Annotated in this window: 18 protein-coding genes; 4 read left to right on the top strand and 14 right to left on the bottom strand. The window is 30.3% G+C overall.

Annotation, left to right across the window (positions count from 1 at the left end):
- The gene (locus tag INR78_RS05175; RefSeq protein ID WP_223077753.1) at positions 1-726 is read right to left on the bottom strand and encodes a hypothetical protein; all 726 of its coding nucleotides are present in this window, start codon (positions 724-726) and stop codon (positions 1-3) included.
- Positions 726-1,064, bottom strand: a complete 339-nt coding sequence (locus INR78_RS05180) for a PadR family transcriptional regulator (RefSeq protein ID WP_027879287.1) — start codon at positions 1,062-1,064, stop codon at positions 726-728. Before INR78_RS05180 ends, INR78_RS05175 begins: the two co-directional genes overlap by 1 nt.
- Before the next feature lie 111 nt (positions 1,065-1,175).
- On the opposite strand from INR78_RS05180, the gene INR78_RS05185 reads away from it, so the two are divergent.
- Positions 1,176-2,234, top strand: coding sequence for a ferredoxin--NADP reductase (locus INR78_RS05185; RefSeq protein ID WP_223077754.1), 1,059 nt, complete (start codon positions 1,176-1,178; stop codon positions 2,232-2,234).
- 186 nt (positions 2,235-2,420) lie between these two features.
- On the opposite strand, the gene INR78_RS05190 is transcribed toward INR78_RS05185, so the two are convergent.
- Positions 2,421-3,437: a glycosyltransferase family 9 protein gene (locus tag INR78_RS05190; protein WP_255593125.1), complete on the bottom strand. Its 1,017-nt coding sequence runs from the start codon at positions 3,435-3,437 to the stop codon at positions 2,421-2,423.
- A 23-nt stretch (positions 3,438-3,460) separates the two neighbouring features.
- Entirely contained in the window at positions 3,461-4,069 is a 609-nt protein-coding gene (locus INR78_RS05195) for a DUF4254 domain-containing protein (RefSeq protein WP_223077755.1), read from the bottom strand.
- A 111-nt stretch (positions 4,070-4,180) separates the two neighbouring features.
- Between INR78_RS05195 and upp the strand changes: the two genes are divergently transcribed.
- On the top strand, positions 4,181-4,840 hold the full coding sequence (gene upp / locus INR78_RS05200) for a uracil phosphoribosyltransferase (protein WP_223077756.1): 660 nt from the start codon (positions 4,181-4,183) through the stop codon (positions 4,838-4,840).
- On the opposite strand, the gene INR78_RS05205 is transcribed toward upp, so the two are convergent.
- Positions 4,829-5,752 (bottom strand): DUF6427 family protein, encoded by a 924-nt coding sequence (locus INR78_RS05205; RefSeq protein ID WP_223077757.1) that lies wholly within the window; start codon positions 5,750-5,752, stop codon positions 4,829-4,831. The genes upp and INR78_RS05205 overlap by 12 nt on opposite strands.
- A 38-nt stretch (positions 5,753-5,790) precedes the next feature.
- Between INR78_RS05205 and INR78_RS05210 the strand changes: the two genes are divergently transcribed.
- The gene (locus INR78_RS05210; protein WP_027879293.1) at positions 5,791-6,018 is read left to right on the top strand and encodes a hypothetical protein; all 228 of its coding nucleotides are present in this window, start codon (positions 5,791-5,793) and stop codon (positions 6,016-6,018) included.
- Here INR78_RS05210 and purD read toward each other — a convergent pair.
- Positions 6,013-7,287 (bottom strand): phosphoribosylamine--glycine ligase, encoded by a 1,275-nt coding sequence (gene purD / locus INR78_RS05215; protein WP_223077758.1) that lies wholly within the window; start codon positions 7,285-7,287, stop codon positions 6,013-6,015. The two genes, INR78_RS05210 and purD, sit on opposite strands and share 6 nt — an antisense overlap.
- 109 nt (positions 7,288-7,396) lie before the next feature.
- On the opposite strand from purD, the gene INR78_RS05220 reads away from it, so the two are divergent.
- Positions 7,397-8,704 (top strand): phenylacetate--CoA ligase family protein, encoded by a 1,308-nt coding sequence (locus INR78_RS05220; protein WP_223077759.1) that lies wholly within the window; start codon positions 7,397-7,399, stop codon positions 8,702-8,704.
- Here INR78_RS05220 and INR78_RS05225 read toward each other — a convergent pair.
- The 8 genes from INR78_RS05225 to INR78_RS05260 form a co-directional block, all read right to left on the bottom strand.
- The gene (locus tag INR78_RS05225; protein ID WP_223077760.1) at positions 8,688-9,467 is read right to left on the bottom strand and encodes a glycosyltransferase family 2 protein; all 780 of its coding nucleotides are present in this window, start codon (positions 9,465-9,467) and stop codon (positions 8,688-8,690) included. The two genes, INR78_RS05220 and INR78_RS05225, sit on opposite strands and share 17 nt — an antisense overlap.
- Positions 9,467-10,879, bottom strand: a complete 1,413-nt coding sequence (locus INR78_RS05230; RefSeq protein WP_223077761.1) for an exopolysaccharide biosynthesis polyprenyl glycosylphosphotransferase — start codon at positions 10,877-10,879, stop codon at positions 9,467-9,469. Before INR78_RS05230 ends, INR78_RS05225 begins: the two co-directional genes overlap by 1 nt.
- Before the next feature lie 7 nt (positions 10,880-10,886).
- Complete coding sequence (locus INR78_RS05235; protein WP_223077762.1) at positions 10,887-11,876, bottom strand: UDP-glucuronic acid decarboxylase family protein; 990 nt, start codon at positions 11,874-11,876, stop codon at positions 10,887-10,889.
- On the bottom strand, positions 11,877-13,175 hold the full coding sequence (locus INR78_RS05240; protein ID WP_223077763.1) for a UDP-glucose/GDP-mannose dehydrogenase family protein: 1,299 nt from the start codon (positions 13,173-13,175) through the stop codon (positions 11,877-11,879). It abuts the gene before it with no gap.
- A gap of 106 nt (positions 13,176-13,281) precedes the next feature.
- On the bottom strand, positions 13,282-14,415 hold the full coding sequence (locus INR78_RS05245) for a DegT/DnrJ/EryC1/StrS family aminotransferase (protein ID WP_370632524.1): 1,134 nt from the start codon (positions 14,413-14,415) through the stop codon (positions 13,282-13,284).
- Positions 14,412-14,975, bottom strand: a complete 564-nt coding sequence (locus tag INR78_RS05250; protein ID WP_223077764.1) for a sugar transferase — start codon at positions 14,973-14,975, stop codon at positions 14,412-14,414. Before INR78_RS05250 ends, INR78_RS05245 begins: the two co-directional genes overlap by 4 nt.
- A 4-nt stretch (positions 14,976-14,979) precedes the next feature.
- Entirely contained in the window at positions 14,980-16,335 is a 1,356-nt protein-coding gene (locus tag INR78_RS05255) for an undecaprenyl-phosphate glucose phosphotransferase (RefSeq protein ID WP_223077765.1), read from the bottom strand.
- 3 nt (positions 16,336-16,338) lie between these two features.
- Positions 16,339-17,451 (bottom strand): glycosyltransferase, encoded by a 1,113-nt coding sequence (locus INR78_RS05260; protein WP_223077766.1) that lies wholly within the window; start codon positions 17,449-17,451, stop codon positions 16,339-16,341.
- Positions 17,452-17,494: the final 43 nt, after the last annotated feature.

Consider the following 17,494-nt stretch of genomic DNA (forward strand, 5'->3'; position numbering starts at 1 on the left):
CTAATTAGTTAATTTAAAAAATATACTTTTGTATTTGTTATAATACTTAAGGTAAGTATTTGTACTAGACCTCATGATAGGGTAAAGTAATATTGCTGCTATAAATAATATATAATATGGTTTATTGTCTAGGTCTTTATTAAGCATTACAAACAACTGAAAAACCATATTGTATAAACTCCATGCCAACATTATAATACCAGAAGACATTGTAATATTTAAAGACCGTTTTGAAACCTTATCCTTTATTGAGTGTAAAGCGCTAAAAAATAATGGTAACATTAGTAGTCCTAAAACCAATGTACTTGACACTTTAGGATAAAAATTAAAACCATAGTAACTAATAATGCCAAAAGCTGTAAACTCTAATAAAAACTTAGGCGTAAACATTAAGTTTTTCAATTCTTGCCAATGTGCTTTTCTTAGTTTTCGGCCTATACTTTTCTGTTTTTGTCTTTCAAATTTTTTAAAGCCATTATTATCTGCATACAATCCTTCTTTTAATAGTTTACCATGATACCTACCGTAAACCTCTGTACTATTTTCAAAACTTTGATGTACTTCTAATAAAGCTTCGTTAAATGAAATTCCTTCTTCTTCTATTTTTTCTTCTACTGCAGATGCAATATGATCTAATAGTTCAATACGCACATCCCAATACTTAACCTTAGATTTGATTAAGTAATTGTCTATATATTTTATTTCTTCTCTACTTAACTTCTTCATTACTCTAAACCAAATTTAGGATTAACTAAAATCTGCATGGTTTTTATATACTCTTGTAATTCGTTTAATTTATTAACGGTTTCTTTGTTTCCTTTTTCTGTAAGTTTATAATATTTACGTAAACGATTATCAACTTTTTTCATCTCAACTTCCAACAAACCATCTGCTTCTAATTTATGAAGCGCAGGGTATAATGCGCCTTCTGTAATTTTAAGTTCTCCTTTAGTAATTTCTTTTACTTTTTGGGTAATTTCATATCCATACATTTTATCACTTTCATTTAAAAGCTTTAAAATAATTGTAGTTAAACTACCTTTATATAATTTAGAATTTGCCATGATTCAAATATACATAATTTTCTTATGCATAATATACTTAGGTATTAATTTTTTATAAAACAGACCACTTTCCGTTTAGGCTTCATTATTTTTGCATTAAAATTTAAAACTATGTCTCAATTTCATACACTAAATATTAAAGATATTACACGTCAAACAGATCAATGTGTATCTATAACTTTTGATGTGCCAAACCATTTAAAGGAAGAATATAAATTTAAAGCAGGACAATACATTACTTTAAAAACAGATATAGATGGTAAAGAAGTAAGACGCGATTATTCTTTGTGTACTTCTCCGTCAAGCGGAAACTTAACCGTAGCTGTTAAAGAAGTAGAAAACGGAACATTTTCTAAATACGCAAATCAAGTTTTAAAAGTTGGCGATACTTTAGACGTTGCGCAACCACAAGGTCGTTTTACCTTTACACCTGACACTTCAAAAACTAGAACCATAGCTGCGTTTGCTGCAGGTAGTGGTATTACACCGGTTTTAAGTATTTTAAAAACAGTTTTAGAAGAAGAGCCAAACAGTAAATTTGTCTTAGTTTATGGTAACAAGACATTAAAAGACACTATCTTTTTAAACGACCTTTTAGATATTCAAAATAAATATAGCGACCGATTAACTATCCAGTTTTTATACAGTCAATCTCAAGAAAAAGATGCGCTATTTGGTCGTATTGAAAAAAGCACAGTCAACTTTATTGTTAAGAATAAATACAAAGATGTAAATATTGACGCATTTTACCTTTGCGGACCAGAAGGTATGATTAATACCGTAAAAGATGTATTAGCAGAAAATAATATAGAAGATAGCAAAGTCTTTTTTGAATTATTTACAACAACTTCTTCAGTCTCTGTAGAAGACGTAGAAGAAATCTCTGACGGAACAACATCTATAACTGTAATTGTTGATGATGAAGAAAAAACATTTACCATGTCACAACAACAATCTGTTTTAGAAGCTGCTTTAGAGCAGGATTTGGACGCTCCTTATTCTTGCCAAGGTGGTATTTGTAGCAGTTGTTTAGCAAGAATAAAAGAAGGTAAAGCAACAATGAGACAAAACAATATTTTAACAGATAATGAAGTTGCCGAAGGATTAGTCTTAACATGTCAAGCACATCCAGTTTCTGCAAAGATTATTGTTGATTATGATGATATTTAAGCGTTTTATCGGTTTATGTTGCGTTTTATCGAACACTTTAAATCATTAATTACAATTTTGAAGCTCTTAAACTAATCGCCATAAATTAGCTAAAGATTAAAATGCTACATATGTGTTAGTTTAAGGGATAATATTAATATGAATTAGTAGTAAAATCTAAAAAGCCTCAATTTCTTGAGGCTTTTTCTATGCTTTTAAAATAGATTGAATTTTTTCTATAACTTCTTCTGAAGCAATACTTCCTGCAACATCCTTATAGTCTTCTGGATATTTATTACCATAAATTGAGGTAGGTATTTTAGTAAATGTATTTCTATCTGGTAATAAATGATAATCTGACGGTTGATTAAACGCTGAGAAACCAGCATAAGGATGAGTTACACCCCAAATTGTCAATACTTTTACACCTAACATGGCTGCTAAATGGGCATTACCAGAGTCCATAGCAACCATTAAATCTAAATTGGAAATTAAATCTAATTCATCTTCAAAATCTAGTAATCCTGCAACATTTAAAACATTTTTTGAACTTGACAATTCACTTAATTGCTTTTGTTCAGCTTTGGCTCCAAATAAAAATACATTGTATTGCTCTTCTAAAGCATTAACAACGTTTTTCATTTTTGATAAAGGGTACATTTTTGAAGGATACTGAGCAAATGGTGCAATACCTATCCATTGTTTTTTTGATGGTTGTACTTGCTCTATAATTAACTTAGGAAGCGTTTTTCTTTCAGGAAACCTTGGGTTTGATAAATCTAAAGAATAGCCTAATTTTCTAAACACATCGGCGTATCTTTCATGGGTTGTTTTTAAGGGTTTAAAACTGTCACCATTTATCAGTGCCTTCTTCTCTGCTCTACCTTTATCAATTTGCTCAAACGTCTTTCCGTAAAAAAATAACTTTAAAATTTTGGTACGTAAAACGTTGTGTAAATCGGCAACTTTATCAATATTTAGGGCTTTTAGTTCTTTGTATAATTTATACAACCCAAAAACACCTTTATGCTTTTGCTTTTCGTCAAAAATAAAAACCGAAGTATTGTTTAAGTCTTTAAAAAAAGGCGCAAAAAAAGGTCTAGTTAACACCGTTAACTTGACCTTTGGATGTTGTTGTGTAAATGCCCTCAACACAGGAACTGTCATAGCAACGTCGCCCATTGCAGAGAGACGTATAACTAAAATGTGTTGTGTTGTTTGCATTTCAACTTATAATTAAATTGAAATTATTTCTGGTTTCTTAACACAGGATTAAGCTCATCATCATTATACATTTTCATCTGCTTATACACTTTCATGTATTTATCACCTTTAGAAATATCGTCTAAAAGCGTATCTATTGCTGTGCTTAAATCTACACGTTGCTCTAATAATACGTCAAGTTTTTTCTGGCAAGCTTCTTTGTGTACATCCGTAGCATCTTCACGAGTTGCTTCTTCGTGCATATGATAGATTTTTAATGCTAAGATTGATAATCTATCTATTCCCCAAGCAGGACTTTCAGTATTTATAGTTGCGTCTGCTTTAGGTGTTACGTCTTTATATTTTTCTAAAAAATAACTATCAATATACTCTACCATATCGGTTCTATCTTGGTTAGAGGCATCGATTTGTCTTTTTAATTTTAAAGCTGCTACTGGGTCTATTTGTGGATCTCTAATAATATCTTCATAATGCCATTGTACGGTATCAATCCAACATTTACGGTATAACAAGTGTTCTAAAAGGTTAGATTTTTTGTCATAAGGATTTGTAAACGGTTGGTCTACGGTATTGATAACATGGTATTTTTCTATAACGTCTTGAAAAATTTTATTGGCTTTGTCTGTAAACATATTTTGTAATTTAAGACTGTAAAATTACACATTTTAAAAATAAAAATGAGTCATACCTTAAAAGGCTTTACAAATAATAATAAATTTGTAATTCATATTAATAATTAAGTCATGATTGTTCATAATTTATCTGAAAAAAACTCTATCCTAAATCAATTTATAGCTGAACTTAGAGACGTCTCTGTTCAAAAAGATAGTATGCGTTTTAGACGAAATATTGAACGTATAGGTGAAATTTTAAGTTATGAAATGAGCAAAACCTTAGAGTTTTCTTCTAAAAAAATAACAACACCTTTATCTGAAATGGAAGTTAAAACTCATGACAACAATATTGTTTTATGCTCTGTTTTACGTGCTGGCGTACCTTTACATAACGGATTACTTAATTATTTTGATGCTTCTGAGAATGCTTTTATTTCTGCATACAGACATCATTTAGATAACCCAGAATCTTTTGAAATTGTTGTTGAATATTTAGCCTGTCCTGACTTAAATAACAAAACATTGATTTTAGCAGATCCGATGCTAGCAACTGGACAATCTTTAGTGGCTACCTACAAAGCTTTACAACCTTTTGGGACTGCTAAAAACTTACACATTTTTGCTGTTATTGGTGCTAAAGAAGGTGTTGAGTATTTAGAAAAACATCTACCTAAAGATGCTCATTTATGGATTGCTACTGTAGATGATAAATTAAATGATAAAGGCTATATTGTACCTGGTTTAGGAGATGCTGGCGACTTAGCTTTTGGAGAAAAACTACAGCAATAACAGCACAATTGGCGCTATGATTAATAGTGCTAAAAATGAGTTTTTAAACCAATTGTCTGTAATCGTTTCAATGTAATTCATTATAATTACAGATAAAGGCGCGAATAAAAATATCATCTCACTACCGTTTTTATTTGGAGTAATTATAGCAATTGCAGTCGCTAACATACAAGCAACAAACATAATTTTATAGGATGGTCTGTAACTTCTCATTTTCTTTTTAATAGTTGTTAAATAAAATACAGAAGACCATAAGCCAAAAGACAATAAAATTGTTATTGCACCAATGAGTTGATAAGAATTATACGTTGTATAATTAAAGTTGAAGGCTATTTTCTGAGGAAAAATTGAAAAAATAGCACCATAAAATATTACTGAAACTGCAGCCAAAATGACAACTAAAGTTGCTAAACCTAACACCGGAATAAAATAATATTTCGCTTTAGATTCAGAAAAAAACAATAGTGAAATTATGATTAACGGAAAGAATAATATGGACCAAAAATAAAACACACTAGCTAGTCCAATTAAAAATCCAGAATCGAATAATTTTTTAATGATTTCTTTTTTAGATCTAATGCTTATCATTCGGCGTAAAGCCATCAAAATAAACATATTAGAAACTATAATTTTATAAGATATAAATGTTTGTGGTACTGCTAAAACAAATAAAGCAAACACTAAAAGTTCTATATTACTTTGCTGTGATAGACCATTTTTTACAACAATAAAATGAAGCAATAATACTGAAAAAAACACTATTAAAAACATGCTTATTTTAGTACCTAAACCATAATTTACCGATAGACTGTGAGCATACTTAAATTCTAATATTAAAAGTGAAGCAAGTAGCACACAAAACACTATTAAAAAATTAATTGGTTTGGATTTACTAAAAATTGTTGTAATCATTAACTCTTTTTGTATTTTTGCTGTATAAATATACAATCATGAAAGATTTTTTTTACGCAATACAAGATTTATTTGTTAACGTTTTATTTGCTCCATTAGACGCTTTAAGAGAATTAGAGTTAGAAAACTGGTGGGCAGCAAACATAATGAACTGGTTATTTATGATCATTGGTTTTGTTGCATTTGTTTATTGGATGGGACAATTAAAAAAGTTTAATAACAACAACGAAGAAGATAAAAGTATTTCGTCTCATTCTTATTTATAAGTCGAAACCAATATCTTTTCTATAATACATCTTATCAAACTTTAGATTATTTTCTATAGTTTGGTAAGATTTTTTTATGGCTTCTTGGTAAGTTTCTCCATAACTAGTTACCGCCATAACACGTCCGCCAGACGTTACTATTTTACCGTCTTTTTCTTGTGCACCAGCATGAAATAAAATAGAATCCGTAGGCTTTTCTACTCCAAAAATTTCTTTTCCTTTTTCGTAAGCTTCAGGATATCCGCCAGACACTAACATTATTGTTGTTGCTGCTCTTTGATCTACTTCTAAAGTAACTTTATCTAATGTTTGATTTGCAATAGCATCCATCAAAACGACAAAGTCGTTTTTAAGTCTTGGTAAAACTACTTCGGTTTCTGGATCGCCCATACGCACGTTATACTCTATTACTTTTGGATCGTCACCAACTTTAATTAAGCCAATAAACACAAACCCTTTGTATGGCAAATTGTCTTTTTGTAAACCTTCAATAGTTGGTTTTACAATTTGGTTTTCTATTTTATCTAAAAACGTTTGGTCTGCAAATGGTACTGGAGACACTGCTCCCATTCCGCCAGTGTTTAAACCTGTATCACCTTCTCCAATACGCTTATAATCTTTTGCTGTTGGAAGTATTTTATAGTTTTTACCATCGGTTAAAACAAAACAGCTTAATTCTATGCCGTCTAAAAACTCTTCGATAACAACTTTGGTACTCGCATCACCAAATTTAGCGTCTACAAGCATACTTTTTAGTTCGGCTTTAGCTTCATCTAAATCATTTAAAATCACAACACCTTTACCAGCTGCTAATCCGTCTGCTTTTAATACGTAAGGCGGATTTAAAGTCTCTAAAAACGCATAGCCTTCTTCTGCATTTTGCGCGTTAAAACTTTGGTATGCTGCAGTAGGAATATTGTGTCTAAATAAAAATTCTTTAGCAAATTCTTTACTGCCTTCTAATGTTGCTGCTGCTTTTTGCGGTCCGATTACAGCGACGTTTTTAAGTTCTTCATCAGCTAAAAAATAATCATGAACACCTTGCACTAAAGGATCTTCAGGTCCAACAATAACCATCTCTATATTGTTGTTTAGTACTACATCTTTTATTGCAGGAAAATCGGTTACCGAAACTGGTACATTTTTAGCAATTTTTGCTGTTCCAGAGTTTCCTGGTGCTACAAAAAGATTACCACATTTTTCGCTTTGCGCTAATTTCCAAGTTATTGTATGTTCTCTTCCGCCAGAACCTAATACTAAAATATTCATGAGTTGATTGTTGTGTTGTTTGGCACAAAAATAATTATTTAAAAGAATTCTATTAGGATTTAATCAGATAGTTTTTATTTCTTTATTTTACAGTTTAAAATTCAACCTTTTGAAACGATTTGAATGGTCTTTACGTCTTAAAGGTTTCCCGATAAAGGAAGCTAAAAAAACCTTGCGCTTAATTGAAAGTTATGACGAGAAAGCGTATGCTAATTTTCTAAGTAGACAATTACGCAGTATTGTGCAATTTCATTTAGAAAACACGCCATTTTATCAAGAGTTATGTAACAGTATTGACTCTAATAATTGGAACGAATTACCTGTGTTAACCAAAGCTAATTTACAGCAACCTTTAAAAGATCGTTTGTCTAACAAATACACCGAAAAAACGGTACATCAACATAAAACTTCTGGCTCTTCGGGTACGCCTTTTAGCTTTGCCAAAGACAACTTTGCACATGCGATGACTTGGGCTACGTTTATGCAACGTTATGCTTGGTATGATATTGATTTAAACACGTCTAAACAGGCACGTTTTTATGGTATTCCGCTAGATAAAAAAAGCTATTACAAAGAGCGTTTAAAAGATTGGTTGGGTAATCGTTTTCGTTTTTCAGTGTTTGATTTGAGTGATGACGCTTTAGAAACTGTTTTGAAAAAATTTAAGCAGACTAAATTTAATTACATTAACGGTTACACGAGTAGTATTGTACAATTTGCTAAGTTTTTAGAACGAAAAAAGATTGTTTTAAAAGACATTTGTCCAAGCTTAAATGTGTGTATTGTAACCTCTGAAATGCTTTTTGAAGCCGACAAAAAATTACTTGAAAGACAATTTAATATACCAATTGTTAACGAATATGGCGCTGCAGAATTAGGTTTAATCGCTTTTCAAAACAAAGACAAGCAATGGTTAGTTAATAGTAACCATTTATACGTTGAAATTTTAGACGAAAATAACCAACCTTTACCTTACGGAGACACAGGAAAAGTTGTAATTACTGATTTGTTTAATCGTGCGCATCCGTTTATACGTTACGAACTTGGTGACATTGGACGTTTATCTACTGCTAGCACATTGCAACAACCCATCTTAGAGCAATTAACAGGTAGAACTAGTGATATTATTAAATTGCCTAGTGGAAAAACCTCAGCAGGATTGACCTTTTATTACGTCACTAAAACCGTGATGGATACAAAAGCCAACGTTAAAGAGTTTGTCATAGAACAAACCCAATTGGACTCTTTTTTAATTAGTTATGTTGCTGAAAACGAATTAACCAATGAGCAAAAACAAGCTGTACAACACGCGGTTGATAAATATTTAGAACCAAATCTTAAGTTAGTTTTTGAACAAAAAAACATGTTACAACGTCAAAACAGTGGAAAGTTGAAGCAGTTTATTTCTTCTCTGTAGAAACAATCAACTTAGATTTTACCATAAATTGTTCCCAAAGAAAAATAAGCATTCTATAAAGTGATTTTAAAGTACTAAATCCTAAGCCTTTTTTATAGACTAGGTAATTGTATTTAAGTAATTCTATTTTATTAGAAGACATTGAATTTTGCCTAACACGATAATACGCCAAAGATTCTTGTATACCTAACGCTGGTTTGCTTGACTTTTTAATTGCAGCTAACCATAATAACCAATCTTGTCTTTTTCTTAAATCTGGACTTGTTATTTTGCCTAAAGTTTTGGCATTATACATACCTGTTAAGTTGCCGATGTAGTTTGTTTTTATGTATTTATTATACGTAAGTTTTGGTATGGCTTGTACTAATTTGTTTAGCGGTTTACCGTTTTCATCGATTTGCTCGTAACTAGAAAAACTGACATCGCAATTATGGGTTTGCATAAATTGAATTTGTAGGTCTAGTTTGTTTGGTTTCCATAAATCATCTGCATCTAAAAACGCGATGTAATCGCCTTTAGCTTCGATTATTCCTTTGTTTCTGGATTGTGCAGCACCTAAGTTTTTTGAGTTTTGAAGTAGTTTGATATTAGAATATTTCTGCTTAAAACCTTCAACAATTTGAATGGTATTATCTGTTGAACCATCGTCTATAAGCAACAATTCCCAATTAGAATAGGTTTGATCCACAACGCTATTAATAGTTTTCAGAATAAATTTTTCTGAATTATACATTGGAGTAATAATAGACACTAAAGGTTGCATTAATAGGCTTGTTTTTGTCCTTTAAAAATATTAATTGTAGTCTGAAAAATGATTTTTAAATCTAAAACTAGTGACCAATTTTCGATATAAAAGTTATCGTATTTAATTCGGTTTATAATGTCTTCATCATTTTTAACTTCTCCTCTATACCCTTTTATTTGCGCTAAACCGGTTACTCCTGGTTTTACATTGTGTCTAAAAATGAAGTTATATTTATCTATTTTTTTCGAGTAATCTTCTGTGTAAGACAACATATGTGGTCTTGGTCCTACAACGCTCATATCGCCTTTTAAAACGTTATAAAATTGAGGTATCTCGTCTATGCTTGTTTTTCTTAAAAATTTACCAATTGTGGTTAATCTGTTATCATTTTGAGTGACGTATGTCCCTTTAACTTCTTTAGTTTCTCTTAAGGATCTAAACTTATAGCAATCAAACTCTTTATAGTTAATCCCGTTACGTATGTGCTTATAAAATAAAGGTCCTTTAGATTCTAGTTTTATTAAAATGAATAATAGCGGCGTTAACCATGATAAAATAAAAACTATTATAAATAACGAAAACAAAACATCAAAAGTACGCTTAACCAATTTATTAAAACTATTATTTAAAGCGACTTCCTGCATAGATAAAACAGGTAAGTAATTGTAATAATCGGTTTTTAATCGCTTTGTTATTAATTTATTGGTTTTGGGAATAAACTTGATATTGCAATGGTGCAAATTGGCGTATTTAACGTATTTATTAACTTGATTTTCTGTAAGCTCGTCAATCGAACAATAAATCTCGTCAATGCCAGAATTTTCATTTAAAAATTGAAAGCTTTGCTCTATATTTCCTGTAAATTCATTTAGATTTTTAGAGTTAGCAAACATCCCTTTTAGCTGGTATCCTAACTCTTTTTTTATTTCAAAAAGCTGTTTAAGTTCTAATGCGCCTTCACTTTTACCGATTATAATTACACGTCTTACGTTTCCGTTTAAATAGCTTCTAAAACTCTTCAAAACATAAAAACTAATTAGTTTAATAAAAGCTATACAAGCAAAACTGTAAACAAGGTATTTTAATGTTGTAAAAGCTTGGATATCTATACTTCTAAATATCCCTATGAAAGCAAATACAATGATAGCAAATACAAAAAATTGCTTGATTAAAAGTGAAATTATATTAAGAACAGAGGTATATCTATATACACCATAAAAGTTGATTAATGATGTAGACATTAACCAAGCGATAGTTGAGTAAAAGATGTATAATAAATGCTTATTATTTAATAACGCTGAAGAAAAAAAGTATAAATTTTCTTCATTAAAATTGAAAATATAAAACGCAAAAAGATTGATGACAAAAATGTCAAAAAGCACCAAAAATGGTCTTAACAACCAAGAATATCTACCGCGTTTAAACTCCATAAACTATTTATTTATGGTAATTAGTAAAGTCTTTGTGTTCGCTTTTGTAAAGCTCTTCTTCAGTTAAACTTTTAAAATATTCGAAAGTTTTTTTCATGCCTTCTGCTCTGCCAACTTTTGGTTCCCAACCTAAAATATCTTTAGCTCTTGTAATGTCTGGTTGTCGTTGCATAGGATCGTCTACTGGTAAATCTTGATAAATCACTTTTTGATCTGTACCTGTTAATTGGATGATTTCTTCTGCAAAATCTTTGATTGAAATTTCATGTGGATTACCAATGTTTATAGGATTTGTGTAATCGCTTAAAAGTAATCTATAAATACCATCTACTTGATCTGACACGTAACAAAACGAACGTGTTTGAGAGCCATCACCAAAAACGGTTAAATCTTCACCACGTAAGGCTTGTCCCATAAATGCAGGTATAACACGACCATCGTTAAGTCGCATACGTGGACCATATGTATTAAAAATACGAACTATTCTTGTCTCTAAGCCATGAAATCTATGATATGCCATAGTAATGGCTTCTTGAAAGCGTTTAGCTTCGTCATAAACACCTCTTGGACCAATGGTATTTACATTCCCATAGTAATCTTCTGTTTGAGGATGAACTAAAGGATCTCCGTATACTTCTGATGTTGATGCAATAAGCATTCTAGCACCTTTTGAACGTGCTAATCCTAAACAGTTATGCGTACCTAAACTACCAACTTTTAAGGTTTGAATAGGAATTTTTAAGTAATCTATTGGACTTGCTGGTGATGCAAAATGAAGTATATAATCTATATCTCCTTCTATATTAATGTAATTGGTTACATCATGTTCTATAAATCTAAAATTAGAGTTTCCTGTAAGGTGTGCTATGTTTTTAGAGTCACCAGTAATAAAGTTATCCATGCCGATAACAAAATAACCTTCACTTACAAACTTATCGCATAAATGCGAACCCAAAAAGCCTGCAGCACCTGTAATTAAAACTCTTTTTTGACTCATTTACCTGCCTATTGATATGTATTTAAAACCTTCGTTTACAACATCTTTAACTTCGTATAAATTACGCCCATCAAAAATGGTATGACCTACCATAAGATCTTTCATTTTAGAGAAATCTGGAGTTCTAAATATACTCCATTCTGTAGAGATTACTAAAGCATCTGCGTCTTTTAACGCTTCGTACATAGAATTAGCAAAATTAATTTTAGTGCCTAGCTTACGTTTTACATTAGACATAGCTTCTGGATCAAATGCTGTAATGTTAGCTCCTTGAGACAATAATTCTTCAATCATATATAATGAAGGCGCCTCACGAATATCATCTGTTTCTGGTTTAAAAGCTAATCCCCAAATAGCAATATTTTTTCCTTTTAAATCATTGTTGAAATGGTTTTCTATTTTAGGAATTAATACCAGTTTTTGTCTAGCATTAACATTGATTACAGCATCCAAAATTTTGAAGTTGTAATTATTATCTAAACCTGATTTGTGCAAGGCTTTTACATCCTTCGGGAAACATGATCCGCCATAACCAATACCAGGAAATAAGAATCGTTTACCGATACGCGAGTCTGTACCCATACCAATACGAACCTTATCTACGTCTGCTCCAACCTTTTCACAGAAGTTAGCTATCTCGTTCATAAACGTGATTTTTGCTGCTAAAAAGGAATTTGAAGCGTATTTAGTAAGCTCGGCAGATTTTTCGTCCATTATAATAATAGGATTACCAGATCTAACGTATGGTTTGTATAGTTTTTCCATAAGTTTTGTTGCGCGCTCACTACTAGATCCAACTACTATACGTTCTGGTTTTAAAAAGTCGTCTACAGCAAATCCTTCTCTTAAAAACTCTGGGTTTGAGACTACATCAAATTCTACTTTTGCATGTTTTGCTATAGCAGCTTTTACTTTATCTGAAGTACCTACAGGCACTGTACTTTTATCTACGATTACTTTATAATCTTTGATTAGTTTACCAATATTGTCTGCAACACCTAAAATATATTTTAGGTCTGCAGATCCATCTTCATCTTCTGGTGTTGGTAAAGCAAGAAAAATAATATCTCCATGCTCTAATCCTTCTTCTAGACTTGTTGAAAATCTTAGTCTATTTGCTTTAATGTTTCTTTCGAAAAGTACATCTAAATGTGGTTCGTAAATTGGAACTTCTCCATTTTGCATTTTATTAACCTTTTCTTGGTCAATATCAATACATAAAACTTCATTTCCTGTCTCTGCTAGGCATGTTCCGGTAACTAAACCTACATAACCTGTACCAATTACGGCTATCTTCATGAATTTTTATTAATTATGAGTTTTTATGTTAATTATTTAACAACAAATATAAAGGATTATTTTCTGTTTTGTTTTTATTTTATTGATAGAAAAGCCTTGTTTAGCACTATAAAAATAAATGTAAAGCTTCTTTAATTCTCTTTTTATCTGACAATGTTAAATTAGATCCCGAAGGTAAACATAAACCGTTTTGATAAAGGTCTTCGGCAACATGGTTACCGTAAAACTTATTATTTTTAAATAGTGGTTGTAAATGCATTGGTTTCCATATAGGCCTAGCCTGTATTCCTCTTGCTTCTAGATGTTTTAAAATCTCAAAATTTGTGCGTTTTGATTCCTTTCTAACTCTAATATAATTTAACCAATAATTAGGCTGGATATTAGGGTTATATTTACTGACTAGTTCTATATTTACTGAAGATGCAAATAGTTGTTTATAAAATAAGTGGTTTGCTTTTAAGGCTAATAATTTAGCGTTAAGACTTTTAAGTTGTCCTCTTCCAATACCAGCTAATACATTGCTTATTCTATAATTGTATCCTATTTGCTTGTGCTGATAAAATTGCTCGTTTTCTTTAGATTGTGTTGCTAATTTTACAGCTTGAGCTTTTAATTTTTTGTTATTACAAATTAAAGCGCCTCCGCTAGTGGTTGTAATAATTTTGTTCCCGTTAAATGAAAAAATACCAAAATCTGTTAATGTTCCGCAATGTTGTTTTTTATACGTGGCACCTAAAGCTTCTGCTGCGTCTTCAATTATAGGTATATTATATTTTTTTGAGATAGTAATAATGTGATCCATTTTTGCTGGCACGCCATATAAATGTACAACGATTATTGCTTTGGGTTGTTTTCCTTTATGCAACCTATCTATTATAGCTTCTTCTAATAGTTTAGGACAAAGGTTGTAGGTTTCTGGTTCACTATCTATAAAAATAGGGTTTGCTTTTTGATACAGTATTGGATTAACAGAACCTACAAATGTAAGACTTTGGCAAAGTACCTCATCTCCTTCTTTAACCCCTAGTTGAATTAGCGCTAAATGTATGGCAGAGGTACCAGAATTAAGCATTACAACTTCTTTTTTAGTGTTTAAAAATGTTTGCATTTCGGTTTCAAATGCATTGATGTTATTGCCTGATGTTGTAAGCCAATTTGTTGTAAAAGCCTCTTCAATATAGCTTAGTTCTTTACCATCCATATCTGGTGGCGAAAGCCATATATAATTATCTTTTTTCAATTTAATAATGTTTTACAGATATAATAAATATCTTTAAAAAAACTGTAATTATTAATGTAATTTTTATTTATTTCTATTTTTTGAGGCCAAATTACGTCTTCATTATATTTTTGAGGGTTTGTTAGTGTTTTTAACAGAGCTTCTTCGTTTTTAAATTTTAAGGATGCGGGACCTGTTAACCCAGGTTTTACACTTAAAATAATTTTATCTTCTTTGTTTAATTTATCTGCAAAACCTGGAACATCTGGTCTTGGTCCAACAAAACTCATATCTCCTATTAAAATATTAAATAACTGAGGTAATTCGTCTAATTTATTTTCTCTTAAAAACGCACCAAAATTAGATACCGACTGTGTCGTTTTTTTTATGGTTCTTATTTTGTAAATTATAAAAGGTTTTCCTAAATAACCTATTCGTTTTTGCGTAAATATTCCTTTCTCTTTTGTATCGATTGTTGCTAAAAGCATAAGTGATATTATAACAAAAAACAGAATAATAATTAAAATAAATGCTAAAATAAAGTCGAAAATACGTTTAATTATTTTTGCTTTATAGTTCATTTATTTAGTAGGCTTTTTCTTCTCCTTTAAATACGTTGTTAATGGTAAGAAAAATAATTTTGAAGTCTAATAAAAGTGACCAATTTTCGATATAAAAAATATCATATTTTACTCTATTTATTATATCTGCTTTAGATTCTATTTCGCCTCTAAAGCCACTTACTTGCGCTAAACCTGTAATACCTGGTTTTACAAAATGTCTTACCATAAATTTATCAACGCTTTTGGCATACTTATTTGTATGACTTACCATGTGAGGTCTAGGACCAACTACAGACATATTACCCAAAAAAACATTAAAAAATTGTGGTAATTCATCTATACTTGTTTTTCTAATAAACTTACCTATTTTGGTTACTCTTTTATCGTTTTTGGTTGCTTGAATAGTATTAGATTCTTTATTAACAGTCATTGATCTAAATTTATAACAAAAAAATTGTTTGTTATTAATTCCTGTTCTTGACTGACTAAAGAAAATAGGTCCTTTAGATTCTAATTTAATTAATAATGCTATTATTGGTGTTAGCCACGATAGTACAAAAAGTATTACTAATAAAGAGAATATTATGTCAAATAATCGTTTTACCAGTTTATTTAAAGAGTCGTCTAATGGGATATTTCTTAGTGATAAGATAGGAATATAATTATAATATTCATACTTAAAGTTTCTAAAAATTACATTTTTAGTGTCTGGCATAAACTTTAAGGTTATTAAATTATTATCAGCAAAAGATATCACATCTAAAATTTCTTTATCGGATAATGAAGATATAGAACAATAAATCTCATTAACATCATTTTGTAATACGTATTCAAAGCAAAGTTTAATATCTTCTTTTTCTTTTACAGAAAATGTTTTTAAGTGTTTAAACCCATATTCTAATTGCGTATTAAAAAAAGTTTCTAAAGTTTTAGATTGTTTATTGTTACCTAAAACAACAACGTTTCTATAATTTCCATTATAATACTTTCGGTATTTTTTTAAAAAATAATAGACAGATATTTTTACAAAAGAAACACTTATAAATACTATTCTTAAAAAATCAAGAATCGTATTTGTAGATAACTGAAGGTTTTTTAAGTATCCTGACATTGCAAATATAAATACTCCAAATAATGATATTTGCTTAATTAATAAAGATAAAATTTTAATGGGCTTTGTTATACGGTACACTTCATAAAAATGAGAAAAAAGTGCTGACGAGAACCATATTAAAACCACTAACCCTAAGTAGCTTAGTTTATTATTAGTAGCAGTAAAGAGAATGTTTTTAGCTGCTAATAGTATCAATATGATGTCTATTAAAGCTATAAAAGGTTTTATCAAACCAGAGTATCGTTCTTTTGAGGTTGTTTTCAAAAGTTATCTTTCTTTAAATTCTGTATATTTTTTAATAATAAATTGTTGCATTTCTTCTTGAAAGCGTTGTTTAGAAAACTTAGAAGCATGTTTGCTTATTAGCTTGTGGTCTAAGTTAAGTCTTTCAAATCTTTTTATAGCATCTTTTATAGCCATTATGCTTTGTTCGTAAAAAAACAATCCTGTTTCTTGATCTATTACTGTTTCTAATAGCCCGCCTTTTCCATACGCGATTACAGGTGTTCCACACGCCTGTGCTTCTACAGGTAGAATTCCAAAGTCTTCTTCTGCAGCAAATACAAACGCTTTAGCTTTTTGTAAATGTGTTTTTAACTCTTCTTTTGATGTAAAGCCTAATAGAGTAATATTAGATTTTGCAATTTTTTTTATCTCATTAAATTCTGGTCCATCTCCTGATACTACTAGCTTTTTATTTGGCATATCATTGAATGCCTTAACTATTAACTTTATTTTTTTATAAGGTACCATTCTAGACGCTGTAAAAAAATAATCTTCCTTATTTACATCTAGAGTAAATGTTTCTACATCTACAGGTGGGTAAATGACAGTAGCGTCTCTGTTATATACTTTTTTTATTCGTTTTGCTATAAAGTTAGAGTTTGCAATAAACTCGTCTACTCGATTTAATGATGTTATATCCCATTGTCTCATCTTACCTAAGACGTATTTGGCGTATATAGCTTTTAGCCCTTTTGTTAAATTAGCATCTTCTAAATATTGATGATACAAATCCCATGCATAACGCATTGGAGAATGACAATAGCAAATATGTAATTGATTTTGATTTGTTAACACTCCTTTTGCTATTGATGCAGAAGAGCTTAATATTAAATCATACGCCCTAAGATCGAACTGTTCTACAGCATAGGGGAAAAACTGCAAAAATTTACGATGATTGGATTTTGCAGTTGGTAATTTTTGAATAAAGCTTGTGTTAACTTTTTGCCCTTTCAAAATAAAATCTCTGTCTGCTGCATTTAAAAAATCAACTAACGCAAAATGATCAAAATCACTCCAAATGTTGTTTATTGAATGTATTACTTTTTCTGCTCCTCCATTGACATAATACCAGTCATGTACTAACGCTTTTTTCATTTTGCTTCATTAAAAAGTAGTACAAATATATTATTATTTACTG

The organism is Mesoflavibacter sp. SCSIO 43206, from assembly GCF_019904215.1.
Classification (GTDB): Bacteria; Bacteroidota; Bacteroidia; order Flavobacteriales; family Flavobacteriaceae; genus Mesoflavibacter; species Mesoflavibacter zeaxanthinifaciens.